The organism is Ignavibacteriales bacterium (assembly GCA_026390775.1).
In the GTDB taxonomy this organism is placed as follows: Bacteria; Bacteroidota; Ignavibacteria; order Ignavibacteriales; family Melioribacteraceae; genus Fen-1258.
The window spans coordinates 773,796-792,969 of the sequence record JAPLFF010000007.1 but is presented as its reverse complement, the minus strand read 5'-3'; the positions used below and the strand labels follow the sequence as shown (position 1 = coordinate 792,969).

Sequence of the window (19,174 nt, the reverse complement as noted above, 5' to 3'; positions counted from 1 at the left end):
TTTGGATAAAAAGAAACCCAGACTTCTTGTTGTAGAAGATGATTTAGAAAATCAAAAATTTCTCCGCATTTTTCTTAAAAGAAATTTTGATTTGGATGTTTGTGATTCAGCAGAATCATTTTATGAAAAACTTAATGAAAACAAATATGATATAATCTTGATGGATATATCACTTCGCGGGGCAAAAGACGGTCTTCAACTCACAAAAGAACTTCGCTCTCAAGAAAAATACAAAAATATGCCTATCGTTGGTCTTTCCGCACATGCATTTCAAAAGGATAGAGATAATGCTTATGAAGCCGGGGTTGATATATTTATAACTAAACCTGCTCAGGGAAATTTTCTGATGGAAAATCTCCTAACCGCACTTAAACAAAAAACCGGTATCATTATAGCTTGATAAGCTACTCACATTAATTCTATTTTTTTTGAAAATGATGTGTAACAATTCTTAATAGAATTCGTCTAAAGCTAAAAAACCGATAGGAGGGAGTTAATATGATTCGTAAAATATTATTACTTTCTGCAGTAATTGTTCTATTAACAAATATGAATTTGTTCGCTCAGAACGGAAAAGATTCGACCGATGAAAAATGGAATGATGAAAAGTGGTTAAACTGGAAAGATTACGAATGGTTCCACTGGGAATTTCATGGCAGACCATTTATAGAAATTAATTACGGATTTGGAAAAGCTGATAACAAAAAACTTAAAAGCAATTTTGCCGATAACGGATCTCTGGAATTAAAACTCGGTTATGCTTCACGTTCAACATACTATACTGAAGATATTATTCAATTCAGCGAGAAATATCTTTTTGGATCTAAGTTCAGTGCGGATTTGAAATCTTCTTCGACGGCAATTGGCGAAATGAAATCCGATTTATGGAGATTTGGTTTTGCTAAAAGAGAAGGATATGCTTATAAACTTAATAATTTTTCAATCATGCCGTATAACAGTAGCGGTTTTGTTTGGTCCCGCCTCGATATGATTGATTACCCCGCGAAATTTTATTTGCTGACAAATCCGCCAATGAGTTTGGATGATGCTGTTAACGACACCGAAATTCTCAACAGATTTCATCAAGAATTCAGATTTGGAACAGTGAATGAAGGAGGAATTAAGTTTGATATTTTCTCTTCAGTATCATTAAATGTTAGTTATGAAGCGGCTGTTATTTTCCCGCGGCATTTATTTTGGAAACATCTGGGAAGTATGATGATAGAAGAAAGTGCCAAGCATTTTTTGGGTAATTTTATTGATGAAGTAAGTGATTCTTCGCCATATGCAACGCCAATTGTAGATTTTCTTTTGAACAATGGTCTTTCTTATGCATTCTTTACATTGAAGAAAGATAGAATGAATTGGCCGTTTGAAACAGAAGCACCGTTAACTTATGAAACGATCAAATTTGGTATAACTGTTACTTTTTAAATAACACTAAAAAGATTTAAAATGAAAAGAGCGGTTGTTTTATGCCGCTCTTTTTTATTCCTATACTATAAATTCTTTGCCATCATTGCAATTTGATTTGCCTGCTTCTGATTATACTCAAAAGCAATTTTTTTGTGATTCACCAAATCAATTATTGTCCCGATCATGCAGATACCTCCGGTAAGTAAATAGAGAATTCCCATACCAATCTGATCTGTTAAAAATCTTTGTATGCCGGAGATACCAAGAAATCCAACCAGGGTTACTAGTAAAATTGTTTGAGGATCTTTTCTTCGTGCACGATAAATATTGGCAAACTGTTGTGCTTGTTTGTCATCCATGTTTTTAATTAAACTGGATATGTACATTTGTTCTTCGCCCATAATTTCAGGCAGCATTTCTAGAACGTTAGCCATAGATAACCTCTTTAGTTTTGTGATAGTTGTGATACATTTTATGTGAAAGTTTTATAATGCGAATTGAGATAAGTATGAATGCAATAATTCCGAGAGGATGTGTTTGAAGAGAACGAAAAAAATCGCCATGATAAAAGAACGAGATTGATCTGCCTAATCCGCAGCCGGGACAAAATGTTATTCCAAGATTATGAAAAGGACAGAACGAAAATTGCTGAATTTGATACGGATTGATAGTTAGTAGAAACACTAACCCTGCAAACCAAAGTACGGCTTCCCATTCAACAATTTTCAATGTGGATTTAATACGTTTCATCTTCTTCTTAGATAAACTCCGATCAAATTATACTCGAATTTTTATCTTGAATCAAGCATCAGATATTTAGTCGTTTAGGGAAGAGAATAGTTATAATTAAAGAGCAAAAACAAAAAGCCCCGATTGAATCGGGGCTAATTGAATTTATTATGTTATCGTTTAAGCAATAGTTACTTCTTTACACAAATAAACATCTTGGATTGTGTTAAGGAGTTTTACACCTTCTGCCAATGGGCGCTGAAATGATTTACGTCCGCAGATCAATCCCATACCGCCGGCACGTTTATTAATGACTGCAGTTTTTGTTGCTTCGGCAAAATCGTTTTCACCGCTTGCACCGCCGCTGTTAATTAAACCTGCACGACCCATATAATTGTTCATCACTTGATAGCGAGCCAGATCAATAGGATGATCTGTTGTAAGTTCCGAGTAAACGCGTTTATCAATTTTTCCGTACGAAGAATTTCCCATATTAAGTGCAGTGTATCCTCCGTTATTTTCCGGAAGTTTTTGTTTAATAATATCAGCTTCGATTGTTACGCCAAGATGATTTGCCTGTCCGGTCAAATCCGCAGAAACATGATAGTCTTTATCTTTTTTGAATTGAGGATTTCTAAGATAACACCAAAGAATTGTTGCCATTCCAAGTTCATGTGCGTATTGGAATGCTTCACTGACATCTACGATTTGACGACCGCTTTCATCAGAGCCAAAATAAATTGTTGCACCAACTGCCGCCGCTCCCATATCGTAAGCTTGTTCAACTCCGGCAAACATAATTTGATCGAACTTATTTGGAAATGTAAGAAGTTCATTGTGATTTATTTTAACAATGAAAGGAATCTTGTGTGCATATTTTCTTGCCGTCATTCCAAGAACACCAAGAGTTGAAGCAACAGCATTACACCCGCCTTCAATTGCCAGCTTAACAATGTTTTCCGGATCGAAGTAATCCGGATTTTTAGCAAATGAAGCTCCTGCTGAATGTTCAATACCTTGATCTACAGGAAGAATTGATAAATAACCGGTACCGCTCAATCGTCCGGTGTTATACATCCATTGAAGATTTTTTAAAACATTATTATTTCTATCCGAAGGGAAAAAGATTCTGTCAACAAAATCAGGACCCGGCAGATGTAATTTTTCTTTCGGAAATTTTGCTTTGTAGTTGAGAAACGAATCAGCATCACTTCCTAAATATTCTTTGATCTTTTTAATCATTTTATCCTCATATATTTTCTTGAAATTTTTTATGGATTGAAATAAGCAACAACACCAACATGAATTGTGAAAAAATCAGTCTTAGATTTTTTTGCATTATAAATAGTTTGACCTTGATTATTTACAGTAATGCTTTGTTCGGTAAGATAACTTGCTTCTGTTCCAAATAAGTAGCGTGCTTTTATGTCAAGATATAAAGCGCTGATCTTATCAAGATTATCGGTCAACTTGAAAAGAATACCGCAACCACCGCCGTAATTCCAAGTAAAATCATTATAATTTGTCGTTGAGGCAATTTGCCAATTTCCATTTTCGTTTTTCACTTCTGATGATGTCCAGATAATCGCACCGCCAAATAAACCTTCGAAATAAGGGCGTACTGTACCAAAGAATGGACTTACTTGAAACATTAAATGTAGATTTGCCATGCTATTTGTTCTGGTTAAATTTAGATATACACCAGGAAACCCGGGCCATTCTCTACGATCGCTCGTGTGTCCGTAAACTAAATATCCTCCATCAAGTCCAATTGTAAAAGGTTTTTCATGTGTCGGTTCCCAAAGTGTTCCTTGAATTTGAAATCCAAATCCCAACTGATCAACATTTTTCCTGAAATCACCTTGCGGATAACCAAGCATAAAACTTCCGCCAGCTGTCTGCGCCATTGATAAAGACGCAAAAATTAAAATCATGATCACAGATAAATGTTTTTTCATACTTTACCCTATTTGCTAGGTTGAATTAACCTTCCTGTTGATTTTATATGTAAATATACAAAAAATCTTTAGGCTGATTAATTGAGTTTTTTTAAATAAAGTTAATATCTTTTTGGTATGATTTTAATAACAATTCTGCAAACTCTTGGAATGAAATTTCTTTTGCCCCAAACATCTTCAAATGATCGGTTTGATACTGAACATCGAGCAGTGTAAATCCTTTTTCACGAAGTCTTTCTAATAATTTAACGAGCGCACATTTAGAAGCTTGCGGAATTTTTGAAAACATTGATTCACCAAAGAAAGCTCCTTGATAAGTAACGCCGTATAAACCGCCTATCAAAATATTTTTTTGATAAACTTCTACCGAATGAAGATTACCCAGTTTCTGTAAGCCCCGATATGCTTCGATCAATTCTTTTGAAATCCATGTTGATTCACGATCGGCACATTTTTTAATTACTCCGATTGTATTTGAGTCATAGCGGAATTCAAAATCGGTTTTTTCTAAAATTTTTTTTAACGAGCGGGGTAGATTAAAATCATTTATCGGAATTATTGTGCGTGTCTCCGGCATGTACCAATTTATACCGCCGGTTTCATCTGCCATAGGAAAAGCACCGCGCGCATACATTAAAATCATATTCTCCGGTTTAAGCAGATCAACCTTCGAAAGATTTTTTTCTCTACTCATGAGATTTTACTTCGTACGAAATAATATCATATCCTTTTTTTGTTTCGAATCCGGCAAATACAATTCCTACAAGAACAAATAACATTCCAACCAAGAATGAGCTAATAATAAAATAATTTAATTTACCAATCGAAAGAAAAGAAGAAACGCCAAGAAGCAATGAGGTAAAAACAAATAATGCAACAGAAGTGGTGTAACACAAAACAGTATTTCTCACTAATTTTGCTCTGTACACCAAAGCATTAATTTGAATCGCTATACTTTCTAATCTAATGTTATCATCCGTTGAATGCTTACCATCTGCAAGCTTACTGAGCAATCTTCTTTTTTCTTCATTCAGTAATCTAATTCGGTTAGCGACTAAAGAATATTTGTTATTAATGCCGAGCAATAATAAACCGCAAGCGCTTATCATTACCGCTGGTGCAACCATAAGTTGAATTATTTGCAATGCGTTAAGAGTTAACTCTCTGAATGGGTCCATAGTTTTTGCTCCTTATTGTAGTAAGCAGATCATAAATTCAATTTGACAATTGAAAATTAATCATCTTGGCAATTAAATACGTAAAGGAGGTAAGAAAATTTTTCTAATTAAATTTATCTAGCGTAAATATAATTTTGAAGAACTTCAATAGTTTCTTTGTGATCTTTTATATCAACTTCCAAAAGATCTTTAATAGATAAAATTCCGGCTAGCTTTTCTTTATCAACAATTAAAATGTGACGAGTGCCTTTATCTTTCATTTTTTTTAAGCATTGTTCGTGGGTCTGGCTGATCTCTGCAACTAATAGATCCTTTGTCATCACGTCGTCAACACCTGTTTTTTTCAAATCTAATCCTTGCGCAATTACACGGCGGACTAAATCACGTTCTGAAAAAACACCTAAAAGTTTTCCATCTTCTCCTAATACCGGAACAAGTCCGATATTATGCTTTGCCATAAAACAAGTAACATCATAAATACTTGTTCCCGTTTTAACAGTTAAAATTGTTTGCGAGATCAAAATTTCTTTTAATGATTTCATTTATGCCTCCATTGGAAAACTTTCATAGTCTTCCAGAGTATCTTACGGTTTCAAAGGATTTATTGCAAGTAAAAAATGAAATAAATAAAAAACCCCGCATTTAGCGGGTTAAATGAATTTACTTTTCCGACATGAACGAATAACGGTAATCATGAGGCGGAATAAAATTTTCTTTTATTGTACGGGCAGAAACCCAGCGTAGGAGATTCAAATAACTTCCTGCTTTATCATTAGTTCCGCTTGCACGCGCACCGCCGAACGGTTGTTGACCTACAACTGCACCCGTTGGTTTATCGTTGATATAAAAATTACCGGCGGCATTCACCAAGATTTTATTTGCAAGTTCTACTGCATATCTGTCTTGTGCGAAGATAGCTCCGGTTAGTGAATAAGGAGAAGTTTGATCGCATATGTTAAGAGTCTCTTCGTATTTGCTGTCATCGTAAACATAAAGCGTTAGAACGGGACCGAAAATTTCTTCTTCCATTGATTTGAATTTTGGATTTGTTGTTTCGATAACGGTTGGTTCTATGAAATAACCTTTAGTGCTGTCGTAATTTCCGCCGGAGATAATTTTAGCTTCGTTCGATTTCTTTGCGTAATCTATGTAACCAGTAATTGTATCGAATGCACCTTTATCAATTACGGCATTCATAAAGTTAGAGAAGTCACGCGGATCGCCCATCTTAACAGTTTTTAATTCGCTAACAATAAAATCTTTTAGTTCTGGCCAAATTGATTTTGGAATATAAGCGCGTGAAGCGGCAGAACATTTTTGTCCTTGATATTCAAACGCACCGCGAATCAAAGCAACACCGAGAGCTTTTACATCTGCACTTTGGTGAGCAAAAATAAAATTTTTGCCGCCTGTCTCACCCACAATTCTTGGATAAGATTTATACTTAGGTAAATTATTCGAAACTGTTTTCCACATTCCTTGAAATACAGAAGTACTTCCGGTAAAATGAATTCCTGCAAAATGTTCTGAATCCATTACAGGATTTCCAACTTTAGAACCCGCGCCCGGAACAAAATTTATTACACCCTCAGGCAATCCTGCAGCTTCCAATAATTTCATTATCCAATAAGCAGAATAAACCGCACTTGATGCTGGTTTTAATAATGCAACATTTCCCATCAAAGCAGGTGCACTTGGTAAGTTTCCGCAGATAGATGTAAAGTTGAACGGAGCTACTGCAAAAATAAATCCTTCGAGAGGACGGTATTCCATTCTGTTCCACATTCCAATTGGGGAATGAAGCGGCTGCTCTTGATAGATCTTCATAGCGTAATAAGCATTGAAGCGGAAGAAATCAACCAGTTCAGCAGCAGCATCAATTTCAGCTTGAAATGGATTTTTGCTTTGTCCTAACATTGTTGCAGCGTTTAGAATATATCTCCATTCGGTTTGACTTAAAAGATCTGCAGCTTTTAGGAATACGGAAACTCTATCTTGCCAATTCATTCGTGACCAATCTTTATGTGCTTTCATTGAGGAGGCAATAGCATCATTAACTTCTTTCGTTCCTACTTTATGATATTTACCGAGAATATGTTTATGGTCATGAGGCATTACACAATTGTCCGTATCGCCGGTTCTGAATTCTTTTCCGCCGATAATAATTGGAATATCAATTGTCTGCTTAGCCATTTCATCAAGCTTTGCTTTCAGTGCAGCTTTTTCCGGTGATCCGGATGCGTAATTTTTTACCGGTTCGTTTGGTGGAAGTTGAACATTAAATATTGCATTTGCCATGTTTATACCTTTTTCATTCAAGAGGAAATAAATTGATATACGAAAATTAGGAAAATTATCTGGTGAGTTCACAATCTATTTAATCTGTGTTGTAAACTTATTTGATTTTTAGACTATCGTGGTTATGACAGTTTATGCCTTGTTGAAATTTTTCCTTAATTCTGTTTTCTCTTAAAAAATTTTTTAATAATTGCGTTAATGTTCAGTCCAAATCCCATAAAGTTTGGTTTAAGTTCAATAACGTCATTTAGGTTTATATTCGACTTATTGTTTGCTTTGATATCATCTTGCCAATACTTATCAATTTCTTTTATAAATGATTCGAGTAGAATTTTCGCTGTATTCAAACCATCCTTAAAATATTTTACATCTGTTTGATCATTTACAACAGTACTCAGAAATCTAATACTAGGCCTAAATTTTAATTTAATAAAATCTTTCAGTTGGCGGCTATCGCTGTTAAATATGTCAGAAAGGAGACCTTCAGTTTTTTTTCTCCAGTCTTCAAATTGTTCTGAGAACAGTTCACTTGGGTTAATAGAATCAATTACAGATATCTGACTTTGTATTTCAGTTATTGCTATGGTTTTAGTATAAGGAATCATAATGAACTCTTTATTTTAATAAATCATTTACTCCGCCGTCTTAGAAATTCTTCGCATAATTCAGGATGACAATCAAAATTGTTTTAGTAAGCTTGCAGTTACTAGTATTTGTTTTAGCTGCAGTTTATCCGGCTCACTCAATACCGAAAGCGGCGCTCGTGGTTCACCACCGAAATAGCCAAGCATATCCATTGCCGCTTTTAATCCGGCAACACCATACTTAGATGTAATAGCTTTGTTCACTGGTAACATTTTCTTCTGTAATTCAAGTGCTTCCGAATATTTTTTTTCTTCAACAAATTTTTGAATCTGCACACACTCATTAGGTGCAATATTTGCAAGCGCAAGTATTCCACCAACGGCTCCGGCAGCCAAACCCGGATACAATACGGAGGCAGTTCCAATAATTACTGCAAAATCTTTAGGTGTTTGATCAATCATCTCTATGGTTTGTCTAATATTTTCAGAACTGTTTTTTATGCCTACAATATTTTTATGCTCGGCAAGTTTTGCTACTGTCTCGGCTTCAATATCAACCCCGGTAAACTTTGGTACGTTGTAGATTATAACCGGGATTTTTGTTTTATCAGCTACCGCGGGAAAATATTTTATATATGCTGCGGGGTTCATTTCGGATTTATAAAAAGAAGGCGTTAGAATTAAAACATAATCAGCGCCGCGCTCAGCCGCATCATTCGATAATAAAATTGTTTCTCTAATAGAATCTGAACCCGTACCGGCAATCAGTAATTTATCATCAGGGATATTTTTCTTCACTTCTTCAACAAGTCTTAATTTTTCATTTCTTGTTAAGAAAACGGATTCACCGTTCGAACCCATAACTACAAATCCGCTCAATCCAGTTTTGTTCCACTTAGAAAAATTTTGTGCCAGCTTTTCATATGCAACTTCATCGTTAACAAATGGAGTTGCTATTGGAGGCATTATGCCTTTCAACTGTTTCATGTTTCCTCTTAACCTCCCCCGTGTCCCCCTCCTTAAGTAAGGAGGGGGAATAGAAGGGGGTGGTCTGATAATTTAAAAAATATTTTTTAAAACAAACCAAACATTGGATGGTCGCTCAGCTAATCTTCTCATGTACCATGGATACCAGAAATCGCCGTAACTGATCAACACTTTTAATTTGTAACCGAGTTTAACCAATTCGTTTTGGAAATTAGTTTTTATACCGTACAACATTTGAAATTCAATTTTGTTTTTAGGAACACCTAAATATTTTGATTCTTTAATTATAGCATAAATCAAATCTTCATCGTGAGTTCCAAACGCAACATGAATATTTTCTTCTTTGGCGGCAATCATTAATTTTTTGGAAATCTCAAAGAAAGAATGATCTACATCTTTCTTTTTGGGGAATGCAATTTCATGTGATTCTTTGTATGCACCTTTAACCAATCTTATATAAGGATTAATACTTAGCAGGTCATAAATATCTTTTTCAGTACTGTACAGATATGCTTGAAGGCATAAACCGACATTTTCATACTCACTTCTGATTTTTTTATAAAACTCAATTGTTTTCTGTGTATATGCACTGCCTTCCATATCGATCCAAATTACATTTCCGAGTTTTTCTTTTACTTTTTTAGTTATGGCTTTAAATCTTTCATACGTTTCATCAAATGAAAGATCAAAACCAAGTTGGGTAAGCTTTAAGGAAATTTCAATATCAAGATTTCGTTCTGCAATTTTATCTATTAATCTCAAATAATGATCACGTACAACTAATCCTTCGGAAAGATCGGTAATATTTTCACCAAGTTTCGTAAAGATTGTTGGAATGGTTTTATCTTGGAAAATTTTTGCAGCATTTAAAGCATCTTCAACTTTCTCGCCGGGCATAAATTTTTTTACAGCACTTTTTACAAATCCCAAAGAAGGAACATTTTTACGCATCCATTTATTTTCAGAAGCCCAGAGAAGAATGTTGCGTGATAAACTCATTAAAGAATCCTTTTAGTTTTATGATAGAGTAATGTAAAGGACATAACCAAAAAGGTTATTAGTTATGGGTTACGTTTTAATTCTAGCTGATTTTTTTACTCTGTATCTATTTTTCTTTTCATTTACAAATAAACTTAATTGATTTGTTTGCTTGTATTGAAGTCGAACCAATTTATATTTTTCTACAAGTTCTTCTGGGATCCCGAGTCTTTCTAAATTTCTTGGTTCAACTTTAATTGCACCTGAACCATAACTTTTACCAACGAGTAACAAATTTTTAATTGTATCAGGATGATTTAACACTTTCCAAAGATTGTGTACAAATATTTCATCTTTATGAATAGGATAAACACAAAGAAATCCTGTTAAAGGTAATACTTCGGCTTGATTTAAAATAAACCGAGAATTCCGGCGGCCCAAATACGTAAAAAGAATTTGAGGAATTTCTCTTCTTTCCATTCTGAACCATGGTTTTCTTTGTTGAATAAGTGCTCTATACGGTAAGCCCATCTCTTGGCCAAGTTTCAAATACTGAACTACCGACTTAGGTAGACTATCTTTATGATCTTCAATAGAAAGAAGGCGAGTTGGGCGTTGCTTAAACTCAAGGTTCTTGATTTCATTTGTTTCGAGAATATCACCAGTGACATCTTTAGTTCTTCCCACTGCTAATTTAAAATACTTTTCGGGAATCTTTGATTCTTTCACTTGGTCATTTGTTAAAAAGAAAAATTCGTTTGAACCGGTTGCAATTCCACGCATGACTTTTGCAAAGTCAGAAAGATGATATTTAAATCCATTCCCATTTTGTTGTGGTCTGGAAAATCCTGTTTCTAAGGCTTCCTGAATTTTTCTTTGCGTAACCGATATTGTTTTGTAATGTCCTGTTTGGAAACTACTTTTTATAAACAATGTCAGATCATCCGAATGTGGTTCATTTACTCTAACCCAAATAAGATTTTCCAGCGGTTCTGCTTTTTTAATCAAGAAAATTAATGGATTTGTATCTACAGATGGGAACGGAGTGGCTGAACTATCGAAAGTAATGACGCATTCAATAGCATATTTTTTTGAAATCCAGTTCCATAATTTTTTTGCGAATGTCCCTTCGCACGTATCCGCGGGCATGATAAAAGCAAGTTTTCCATTCTCTTCAAGATGATTCAGCGCTTGTAGCAAAAAGAAAATGTGATAACCTGTTCTTCCATCTAATGTAAATCCAGTAATGTTTGCAGTAAGTTTTTTTAAAAAAAGTTTTGTCGCACTATCGATGCGATGATGACGAATATATGGTGGATTAGCAATGATTGATTTGAAAAGTTTTTTCGGAGGGTCCTTAATGAAATCTCTTTTTTCAACAGAACAATTATTATCGCTAAAAATTGTATCACGCAAAACATCTTGGTCAATATCAGTTCCGTAAAAAGAAATTTTTTTATTTGTAGTTCTTCTTAACGCTTCTAAAAATGCGCCTCTCCCAACTGCGGGATCAAATATTAATTTTGTATTGTCTAAAACATAACTAACCATTGCATCTGCAACCCATGGCGGAGTCCAGAACTGACCTTTCTCTCTCAGCTTTTCTCTTTTGTCCCAGTTAGTTGGAATTAATTGAACCGCTTTATTTGTCATCGTAACCTTTCTAATTCTTCTAATGCTTCGTTCATAATTTTCAATTGACCGCCTTCAAACATTACATAAGGGAGTATATGACCATTTTTATCTTTAATGTAAGCAGGTATTAACTTTGGTTCTTGCGTCGAAACCCCTAATGGATAAGCATAGTGATAATAAACTTTATAAATGATTTTTTTTGTGGTTGCACCTCCGGGTGCTTGAAAGACCTGCTCAGTAGGAAGTATAAGCTTTCTAGAAATTAAGCTTTTTAATCTATTATAAGAGATTCCAAAAGCTAAATCATAGAAACCATGCCAAATATGAATAGTTTTTTTATTGCTTGTCTGCCATCTAGTTAACGGTTTTAAATCCTCTTCTTTTACAATGATTGTTGGAAGAACGGCAGATTTTTTTAACCCTAATTTTCCGTTCAATCTTTTTTGTGGGGTAAGTTCACTTCCATAAGCGGGCATATCTTTCGCAACCCAAAGCGAGTTTTCACATTCAACACCAATTAATGATTTTTCTATGAGTGGTTGTAAATCTTTTTCTTTTATGAATGGTAACTCCTGTTCCCCTCCAACATCATTGAGAAAATTGTCTACAAATTCTCGGTCTTCAATTTTATAGATCAACAAATCTGGTCGTTTGATATTTCCTAGTCCTGCTTTATCTAATCTTTCAAAGTATAATTCAAATTCTCGTACATCATCTGATGGTGCAGCACTACTTGGTCCATATTGAACAGCAAAATATTTTTTTGTTGAGTTCACTGCCTCAATCAATCTGTGTTCGCTCCAAACACCTTGCGACCAACGCATCAAGAAGTCGCTTCCACGTAATCTTCGCGGATTCAACAAAAAATCAGACCATTCAATTTTGCCTATACTCTGAAGTAGAATTGTAATTTCTTCTTTACTTACACTTAACTCTTCTTCAAATGGATGCATATTCTCTCCAAATTAATTTTGAGATTCCTCTCCCGACAAATCGGGATCGAAATAACATATATGTTAAATTTTGTCAGAAGCTATAGCCTCAACATCATCAACGGCTTTAGGAATTGGTTTGCCAAGTACGCGACATCCTTTCTTTGTTACAACAACATCATCTTCAATTCTAACGCCGCCGAAATTTTTGTACTGATTAACTTTGCTGTAGTTGATGAACTCAGTAAACTTTTTCTCTCCTTGCCATTTATCTATCAACTGAGGAATGAAATAGATGCCCGGTTCAACTGTAATAACGGTTCCGGGAACAAGCGGTTTTGCATAACGTAAATATTTTAAACCGAATTGTGTACTTCGTTTTGTTTTTTCATCATAGCCAAGATTATTCTCGCCATAATTTTCCATATCGTGAACATCAAGACCCATTAAATGTCCAAGTCCATGCGGGAAGAACAAAGCATGTGCACCGGCTTCAACAGCATTTTTCATATTTCCTTTCATCAATCCAACTGCTTTCAAACCCTCTGCAATTACTCTGGCTGTTTTAAGATGAACCGATTTAAAATTTATATCCGGTTTAATTTCCGATATTGCTACAAGCTGTGAGAGAAGAACTATTTCGTAAATATCTTTTTGACGCGGAGAAAATTTTCCGTTAACCGGAAATGTGCGTGTTATATCACTTGCATAATGTAAAGCTGATTCTGCACCGGAATCATTTACAACCAAATCGCCATTCTTAAATTTATTTCCGTAAAAATGATTGTGAAGAGTTTCTCCGTGACGTGATAAAATTACCGGGAATGATGTTCCGCTTCCAAGCGACATTGCTAATCCGGCAATAAATCCCATTACATCGCGTTCGTACATTTCGGGTCTTGCAAAACGCATGGCAGAAGTCTGCATCTGATAAGAAATTGCAATTGCTTTTTCAATCTCTGCTAGTTCTTCGTTGGATTTTATCATTCTCTGTTCGGCGATTGCTTTAATCAATTCTGTTGAAGCAAAATTATTTATACGGCTGGACATTATTCCAAGAATTCTGTGCAAAGTAAAAACATTATCATATCGGTATTGAGGAATAAAATGAATTTTTCTTCCTTGCTTAATTGCATTAGCGCACATAGTTTCAAGATCATTCAATGATGCAGTTTGTTTTACTCCGTATTTCGATGCAAGTTGTTTAACGGTTTGTTGCGGTCCCATCCAAACTATATCATCGAGTGAGAAATCATTTCCGAAAACAATTTCCTTATTCTCATCAACATCTATAACTGCAGCTAATTCTGATCTATCCAATCCGAAGTAATATAGAAAAGTGCTGTCCTGACGGTATGAGTAAGTGTTATCTGTATAATTCATCGGCGCTTCATTGTTGCCCAGGAACAAAATCAATCCTTTACCGATCTTCTTTTTTAATTCTGCTCTGCGTTGAATGTAAGTTTTTGATTTGAACATGGTGTAGTTCCTTCAATTATGATTGTCATTCCAAAATAAAGTGTTCTATTTCTTTTACTTGCTAATATGTAAATGTAATACAGCATTGCTTATGGATTCTGGTCCTCCTGCCGGTAGGCAAACTTTCGCCAAGATGATATTGTTGATTTATTCACGCACCAGTATGTTCTGTTCTTCTAATAATTTCATTCTGTAAATCTTCGCCGAGATCAACGAAGTAATCACTATAACCGGCAACTCGAACAATAAGATCCCTGTATTTTTCAGGATGCTTTTGTGCTTCGCGCAAAGTTTCTGCATTAACAACATTAAACTGCATATGATGTCCGTCCAACTTAAAATATGTTCTGATGAGATAAAGAACTTTTTCAATTCCCTCATCGGTCTCAAGAAAGTTAGGAGTAAATTTTTGATTAAGCAATGTTCCGCCCGTCCGTAGATGATCAATCTTTGATGCAGATTTAATAACAGAAGTAGGACCATGTACGTCAGCGCCTTGCACTGGAGAAATTCCTTCGCTTACAGGTTCTTTTGCAAAACGTCCGTCGGGTGTTGCGCCAAGAACACTTCCAAAATAAATGTGACAAGTAGTTGGCAACAGATCAATTCTGAAATGCCCGCCTTTTGTATTCGGCCTTCCATCTACAGCTTTAAAGTAACTTTCAAAAACTTTTCGCAATATATCATCAGCATAGTCGTCGTCATTACCGTACTTTGGAGTAAAGAACAAAAGTTTTTCTCTCTCCTCTTTTTTGTTTTCGAAATTACATTTAAGAAGTTCAAGCATTTCACTCATTGTAAAATTCTTATTATCAAACACGTTGAACTTGATTGAAGAAAGTGAATCGGTAATGGTTCCTATACCAACTCCTTGTATATAAGATGAATTGTAACGCGCTCCGCCGGCATTATAATCTTTTCCTTTCTTGATACAATCGTCAATCAATATAGATAAGAACGGTGCGGGCATGTATTCAGCATAAATTCGTTCGATGATGATATTTCCTTTAATCTTAATATCTATGAAATGATTGAGTTGTTTTTCGAAAGCAGAATAAAGTTCATCAAATGATTTGAATGATTCCGGATTTCCGGTTTGTAACCCAATTTGTTCTTCTGTTAGCGGATCTAATCCGTTGTGAAGAGTGATTTCCAAAATTTTAGGAATGTTGAAGTAGCCGGTAAGAATGTACGCTTCTTTTCCGAATGCATCGGCTTCAACGCATCCGCTTGCACCGCCGCATCGTGCGTCAATTATTGATTTACCTTGCCGTGTTAGTTCTTGAATTATCGCATCAGTGTTGAAGATAGACGGCTGACCATAACCGGTTTTAATGATTTTCAAAGCGCGTCTTAAAAGTTTATCCGGATTTTTTTTACTTACCTGTACCATCGAGCTTGGCTGAAGCAAACGCATTTCTTCAATAGTATCAAGAAGTATGTAGCTCATCTCGTTGGATGCATCATCGCCTTTTTCAGTAACGCCGCCAATGTTGATCAAACAAAAATCCGTGTAAGTATTACTTTCCTGTGCAGTCACACCGACTTTCGGGGGAGCAGGTTGATTGTTAAACTTTATCCAGAATGATTGAAGAAGTTCGCACGCTTGTTTTTCGTTCAGCAGTCCGCTTTCAATATCTCGTTTATAAAATGGATAAAGATGCTGATCAAGCCGTCCCGGATTGAATGAATCCCATGTGTTGAGTTCTGTTGTAACTCCTAGATGAACGAACCAATAATATTGAAGTGCTTCCCAGAATGTACGCGGTGCATTTGCCGGAACGCGCTCGCAAATACCTGCCATTGTTTCAAGTTCGTTCTTGCGTTGTTTATCTTTTTCTGTTTCAGCAAGCTCGGAAAGTTTTTTGCTGTAACGTTTCGCAAATGCAATTAAAGCTTCAGCAGAAATTTCCATAGCGTGCAGTTCTTCGCGTTTTGAGAACGCTTCCGGATCGTTATAAAAATCTAACTTGCTGATTGCTTCTTGAATCTCTTTTTTGAAATCAAGCATTCCCTTTTTAAAAATTTTATCATCGCCAACCGTATGTCCCGGAGCGCGCTGTTCCATAAACTCTGTGAAAATTCCGGCTTTGTATGAATCGCGCCATTCTTGGTCAACTTCTTCAAAGATTTTTTCGCGAATACTTTTTCCTTTCCAGAAAGGAGCCACTTCATTAAGAATTACGTTACGAGTTTTATCACTCGATTTGAACCATACTTTTTCGCGGTTGTGAAGAATTTCCAAATCTTGCTGTGAGTGAACACAGAGTTCCGGATAGGTCGGTGTTGCTTTTGGCGCAGGTCCTTTTTCACCAACGAAAAGCTCACCATCATTTATACAAAGTTCTTTATGCTCTAAAAGGTATTTGAAAGCTAAAGCGCGTGCAACCGGAACGGAATGTTTTTGCGGCTCTCCGCTTTTGTAAAATTCAGTTAAAAGTTTTGCACGTTCATGCGAAAGCGTGGGAATTGCATCAAGTGATTGCTGTCTGAGTTTTTTTATTTTTTCGTTCATTTTTATCCTCCGACCTTGATCGGAATGCCAAGTTGTAGGAATCTATTTCTTAATTCATTCATATATTCTTTTGTAGGCGGTACTAAATTAACAACTTTGTTCTCTTTTTGCATCCGTTCGTATTTAGATTTTGCCGTGCTGTGAAAGGGAAGCAGATCAATCTCGCGGATGTTCTTTAATGTTGAGATAAAAGAAATAGTTTGAGAAATATTTTCTTCTGTGTCGGTTATTGTAGGAATAATAGGAAGACGTAAAATAATTTTATCACCGCGGGAAGAAAGATTTTTGAGATTTTCATGAATCAGTTTATTGGATACACCGCAATATTCAAAGTGAATTTTATCATCCATGAGTTTCAGATCGTAAAGAAAAATATCCGTTTTATCATAAATTTTTTCAAAGTCACTGAACGGTACGTAACCGGTAGTATCAACAGCGGCGTTAATATCTTTCTTTTTGCATTCAGCAAGAAGCGATTGCAGAAAATCAATTTGAAGCATCGGTTCACCGCCAGAAAAGGTTGCGCCTCCGTTTGATTCTTCGTAGAAAGGAAGATCTTTTTCGATTTCTTTCATCACTTCATCAACAGAAACTTGAGAACCTATCTTGTTCCGCTGTGATTGATCGTGTGAGAGACTCCATCTAAAAATGCAGTTATCAACTTCTTCAGGTTCTGTGTGTTGAGATTCGGGATTATGACACCACCAGCAATTGAGCGGACAGCCTTTGAAAAAAACGGTTGTGCGGATTCCCGGTCCGTCATTAACCGAGAACTTTTTTATATCAAAGATGTAACCTTTGTCTTGCACAGTAAAACGGGCGTTATTATTTTTTTTTGTGCGGTTAATATAATTGAAAGGGGTGTAAAGAAAAAGAATCGACTTAGTTACCGCTTTTATTATATGAGAGAAGAGTGAAGCTCAGAGAGATTAAGACAAAACAAACGTCTGCCCGATTTCTTCCAGACCGATTTTAATATTATAATTTGGAGCAATTCGTTTCATCCAGTCAATTGGTTCGTTGAACGGTTCTACACCCTGCTGAAACGTTTTAGTGTGCATCGGAATGAAATATTTTGCGTTGATCTCGGTTGCCATTTGTAATGCTTGTTCCGGATTGCAATGGTTTCTTAACCAAGGATTGTAAGCGCCAATGGGCATAAGTGCAACATCGATATTTTCATTTTTTAGCTGGTGGAATTTATCCTGCAAAGATGTATCTCCGCCGAATAAAATTTTCTTGTTTTTATATTCGATCAAATATGCGTTGTAGCTTCTTCCATCCTTGAAATATCCGCGCGAGCGGTCTTTCTCCCACGGAAAACGCCAGCCGAAATGTTTTACTTCGTTAGCTCTGAATCTTATATTGTTAAGAATCAGTTCATCATTCCAATCCATTACGTGAAGTGATTTCCATGGCAGATCATTAATAACATCTTTTGTTAAGTAAGCTGTGATAACATCAATTTCATTCGGATAATGTTCAGCAATAGTTTTTAGTGTTGGATAATCCATGTGATCCATATGTGCATGCGAAAGAAGAATAATATCCGGTTTGGGTATTTCATGAACTTCAAGCGCCGGAGGCGTAAGTCGTGCCGGACCGATAGAACCGCCGAAGAAATATACACCGATCCGTTCGAATAAAACCGGATCTGTTATGATCCACTTACCCAAAAAATTTATTAATACTGTTGACTGCCCGATCCAGGCAAGTGTTAATTCATTGTCATTCCATTTATGCGGTTCGGGTTTATAATTTAGTTTAACACTTGGTTTTGCTTTTGAATCGGAATTAATAAATAAGGGAGCTAGTATTATTGCGCCCGCGGCTAAGAAACTTTTCTTTATAAATTCTTTTCGTTTCATGAAGTTATAAACAGAGATGTGAGCTAAAAAATTTCCGTACAGTTAGCAGTGGGCGGTTTGCAGAAAAGATCATTCGATTACGATCTCATTGGAGAGCTCGTTTGTATCGTCTGTTTTTATAGGAAAGTGATTTGAAAGAATTTTACCGACTCTTTCAATTCCCCAAATTAATCCTTCTGGAAAATTTCCGTTCTTAAAATGATCTTGTATTTCATCACGAACTTTATGCCAAGTTTCATCGCCGACTTTTTCATGAATACCTTTATCGGCAAGTATGTAGAATTGTCTTTCATTCAAAAGTAAATAAAGAAGTATTCCGGTCTTATCGCGTGTGTTGTGCATGTTAAGCTTATGGAATTCCTTTTCTGCCAGTTGACGAATATTTTTTTTGCGGTCGAGAAAATGTTTCTTTTCTTTTACTGCAACGCGGATTTCCCCGGAAGTATTTTTCTCCATCTCTTTGATCTTATTTGAGATGCGCAGAAAATCATCATCACTAAAGAAATTATAAATCAGACGATCCATTTGGCTCACACTTTTGCAGCAAAGATAACAGAAGATGCAATCAAAAGAAACTCTCCTCTTTTCAAATTTTCCTATATTTGCCAAAGCATTTA

20 protein-coding genes are annotated in these 19,174 nt (G+C 35.7%); 2 read left to right on the top strand and 18 right to left on the bottom strand.

Annotated elements, in window-relative coordinates; translation table 11 throughout:
• The first annotated feature begins 1 nt into the window (after nt 1).
• Together NTZ27_08725 and NTZ27_08720 are read left to right on the top strand one after the other, a co-directional pair.
• Nucleotides 2-400 (top strand): response regulator, encoded by a 399-nt coding sequence (locus NTZ27_08725; protein ID MCX6174818.1) that lies wholly within the window; start codon nt 2-4, stop codon nt 398-400.
• A 98-nt stretch (nt 401-498) separates the two neighbouring features.
• Entirely contained in the window at nt 499-1,434 is a 936-nt protein-coding gene (locus NTZ27_08720; protein MCX6174817.1) for a hypothetical protein, read from the top strand.
• Between the two features lie 65 nt (nt 1,435-1,499).
• On the opposite strand, the gene NTZ27_08715 is transcribed toward NTZ27_08720, so the two are convergent.
• The 18 genes from NTZ27_08715 to NTZ27_08630 all read right to left on the bottom strand — a co-directional run bounded on the left by NTZ27_08715 (nt 1,500) and on the right by NTZ27_08630 (nt 19,082).
• Entirely contained in the window at nt 1,500-1,850 is a 351-nt protein-coding gene (locus NTZ27_08715; protein ID MCX6174816.1) for a TM2 domain-containing protein, read from the bottom strand.
• Nucleotides 1,843-2,166 carry a DUF2752 domain-containing protein gene (locus tag NTZ27_08710; protein MCX6174815.1) on the bottom strand — a complete coding sequence of 108 codons (324 nt, stop codon included), beginning with the start codon at nt 2,164-2,166 and terminating at the stop codon, nt 1,843-1,845. The genes NTZ27_08715 and NTZ27_08710 overlap by 8 nt, the downstream gene beginning before the upstream one ends.
• Before the next feature lie 159 nt (nt 2,167-2,325).
• Entirely contained in the window at nt 2,326-3,387 is a 1,062-nt protein-coding gene (locus NTZ27_08705) for a class I fructose-bisphosphate aldolase (GenBank protein ID MCX6174814.1), read from the bottom strand.
• Nucleotides 3,388-3,416: 29 nt separating this feature from the next.
• Nucleotides 3,417-4,103 carry a hypothetical protein gene (locus NTZ27_08700; GenBank protein MCX6174813.1) on the bottom strand — a complete coding sequence of 229 codons (687 nt, stop codon included), beginning with the start codon at nt 4,101-4,103 and terminating at the stop codon, nt 3,417-3,419.
• 91 nt (nt 4,104-4,194) lie between these two features.
• Complete coding sequence (aat, locus tag NTZ27_08695) at nt 4,195-4,797, bottom strand: leucyl/phenylalanyl-tRNA--protein transferase (GenBank protein MCX6174812.1); 603 nt, start codon at nt 4,795-4,797, stop codon at nt 4,195-4,197.
• Nucleotides 4,790-5,281, bottom strand: a complete 492-nt coding sequence (locus tag NTZ27_08690; GenBank protein MCX6174811.1) for a DUF2721 domain-containing protein — start codon at nt 5,279-5,281, stop codon at nt 4,790-4,792. Before NTZ27_08690 ends, aat begins: the two co-directional genes overlap by 8 nt.
• Nucleotides 5,282-5,394: 113 nt before the next feature.
• Nucleotides 5,395-5,823 (bottom strand): CBS domain-containing protein, encoded by a 429-nt coding sequence (locus NTZ27_08685; protein MCX6174810.1) that lies wholly within the window; start codon nt 5,821-5,823, stop codon nt 5,395-5,397.
• Nucleotides 5,824-5,941: 118 nt separating this feature from the next.
• Nucleotides 5,942-7,579, bottom strand: coding sequence for an L-glutamate gamma-semialdehyde dehydrogenase (gene pruA, locus NTZ27_08680; GenBank protein MCX6174809.1), 1,638 nt, complete (start codon nt 7,577-7,579; stop codon nt 5,942-5,944).
• 155 nt (nt 7,580-7,734) lie between these two features.
• The gene (locus tag NTZ27_08675; GenBank protein ID MCX6174808.1) at nt 7,735-8,184 is read right to left on the bottom strand and encodes a hypothetical protein; all 450 of its coding nucleotides are present in this window, start codon (nt 8,182-8,184) and stop codon (nt 7,735-7,737) included.
• Nucleotides 8,185-8,256: 72 nt separating this feature from the next.
• Nucleotides 8,257-9,150 (bottom strand): dihydrodipicolinate synthase family protein, encoded by an 894-nt coding sequence (locus NTZ27_08670; GenBank protein MCX6174807.1) that lies wholly within the window; start codon nt 9,148-9,150, stop codon nt 8,257-8,259.
• A gap of 72 nt (nt 9,151-9,222) precedes the next feature.
• A complete protein-coding gene (locus NTZ27_08665; GenBank protein MCX6174806.1) occupies nt 9,223-10,149 on the bottom strand; it encodes a proline dehydrogenase family protein in 927 nt (308 codons plus the stop codon).
• Between the two features lie 69 nt (nt 10,150-10,218).
• Nucleotides 10,219-11,781, bottom strand: a complete 1,563-nt coding sequence (locus NTZ27_08660; protein ID MCX6174805.1) for an N-6 DNA methylase — start codon at nt 11,779-11,781, stop codon at nt 10,219-10,221.
• Nucleotides 11,778-12,716, bottom strand: a complete 939-nt coding sequence (locus NTZ27_08655; protein MCX6174804.1) for an AccI family restriction endonuclease — start codon at nt 12,714-12,716, stop codon at nt 11,778-11,780. Before NTZ27_08655 ends, NTZ27_08660 begins: the two co-directional genes overlap by 4 nt.
• 63 nt (nt 12,717-12,779) lie before the next feature.
• Complete coding sequence (locus NTZ27_08650; protein MCX6174803.1) at nt 12,780-14,174, bottom strand: aminopeptidase P family protein; 1,395 nt, start codon at nt 14,172-14,174, stop codon at nt 12,780-12,782.
• Between the two features lie 151 nt (nt 14,175-14,325).
• Nucleotides 14,326-16,689 (bottom strand): glycyl radical protein, encoded by a 2,364-nt coding sequence (locus NTZ27_08645; protein ID MCX6174802.1) that lies wholly within the window; start codon nt 16,687-16,689, stop codon nt 14,326-14,328.
• Between the two features lie 2 nt (nt 16,690-16,691).
• Nucleotides 16,692-17,498, bottom strand: a complete 807-nt coding sequence (locus NTZ27_08640) for a glycyl-radical enzyme activating protein (protein ID MCX6174801.1) — start codon at nt 17,496-17,498, stop codon at nt 16,692-16,694.
• Between the two features lie 120 nt (nt 17,499-17,618).
• Nucleotides 17,619-18,557, bottom strand: a complete 939-nt coding sequence (locus tag NTZ27_08635; protein ID MCX6174800.1) for an MBL fold metallo-hydrolase — start codon at nt 18,555-18,557, stop codon at nt 17,619-17,621.
• 69 nt (nt 18,558-18,626) lie between these two features.
• The gene (locus NTZ27_08630) at nt 18,627-19,082 is read right to left on the bottom strand and encodes a TPM domain-containing protein (protein ID MCX6174799.1); all 456 of its coding nucleotides are present in this window, start codon (nt 19,080-19,082) and stop codon (nt 18,627-18,629) included.
• Nucleotides 19,083-19,174 lie beyond the last annotated feature (92 nt).

Excerpts from the sequence above, each read along its gene's own strand:
- NTZ27_08720 (MCX6174817.1), top strand. The coding sequence starts at position 499 with ATGATTCGTAAAATATTATTACTTTCTGCAGTAATTGTTCTATTAACA.
- NTZ27_08715 (MCX6174816.1), bottom strand. The coding sequence starts at position 1,850 with ATGGCTAACGTTCTAGAAATGCTGCCTGAAATTATGGGCGAAGAACAA.
- NTZ27_08710 (MCX6174815.1), bottom strand. The coding sequence starts at position 2,166 with ATGAAACGTATTAAATCCACATTGAAAATTGTTGAATGGGAAGCCGTA.
- NTZ27_08705 (MCX6174814.1), bottom strand. The coding sequence starts at position 3,387 with ATGATTAAAAAGATCAAAGAATATTTAGGAAGTGATGCTGATTCGTTT.
- NTZ27_08700 (MCX6174813.1), bottom strand. The coding sequence starts at position 4,103 with ATGAAAAAACATTTATCTGTGATCATGATTTTAATTTTTGCGTCTTTA.
- aat (MCX6174812.1), bottom strand. The coding sequence starts at position 4,797 with ATGAGTAGAGAAAAAAATCTTTCGAAGGTTGATCTGCTTAAACCGGAG.
- NTZ27_08690 (MCX6174811.1), bottom strand. The coding sequence starts at position 5,281 with ATGGACCCATTCAGAGAGTTAACTCTTAACGCATTGCAAATAATTCAA.
- NTZ27_08685 (MCX6174810.1), bottom strand. The coding sequence starts at position 5,823 with ATGAAATCATTAAAAGAAATTTTGATCTCGCAAACAATTTTAACTGTT.
- pruA (MCX6174809.1), bottom strand. The coding sequence starts at position 7,579 with ATGGCAAATGCAATATTTAATGTTCAACTTCCACCAAACGAACCGGTA.
- NTZ27_08675 (MCX6174808.1), bottom strand. The coding sequence starts at position 8,184 with ATGATTCCTTATACTAAAACCATAGCAATAACTGAAATACAAAGTCAG.
- NTZ27_08670 (MCX6174807.1), bottom strand. The coding sequence starts at position 9,150 with ATGAAACAGTTGAAAGGCATAATGCCTCCAATAGCAACTCCATTTGTT.
- NTZ27_08665 (MCX6174806.1), bottom strand. The coding sequence starts at position 10,149 with ATGAGTTTATCACGCAACATTCTTCTCTGGGCTTCTGAAAATAAATGG.
- NTZ27_08660 (MCX6174805.1), bottom strand. The coding sequence starts at position 11,781 with ATGACAAATAAAGCGGTTCAATTAATTCCAACTAACTGGGACAAAAGA.
- NTZ27_08655 (MCX6174804.1), bottom strand. The coding sequence starts at position 12,716 with ATGCATCCATTTGAAGAAGAGTTAAGTGTAAGTAAAGAAGAAATTACA.
- NTZ27_08650 (MCX6174803.1), bottom strand. The coding sequence starts at position 14,174 with ATGTTCAAATCAAAAACTTACATTCAACGCAGAGCAGAATTAAAAAAG.
- NTZ27_08645 (MCX6174802.1), bottom strand. The coding sequence starts at position 16,689 with ATGAACGAAAAAATAAAAAAACTCAGACAGCAATCACTTGATGCAATT.
- NTZ27_08635 (MCX6174800.1), bottom strand. The coding sequence starts at position 18,557 with ATGAAACGAAAAGAATTTATAAAGAAAAGTTTCTTAGCCGCGGGCGCA.
- NTZ27_08630 (MCX6174799.1), bottom strand. The coding sequence starts at position 19,082 with ATGGATCGTCTGATTTATAATTTCTTTAGTGATGATGATTTTCTGCGC.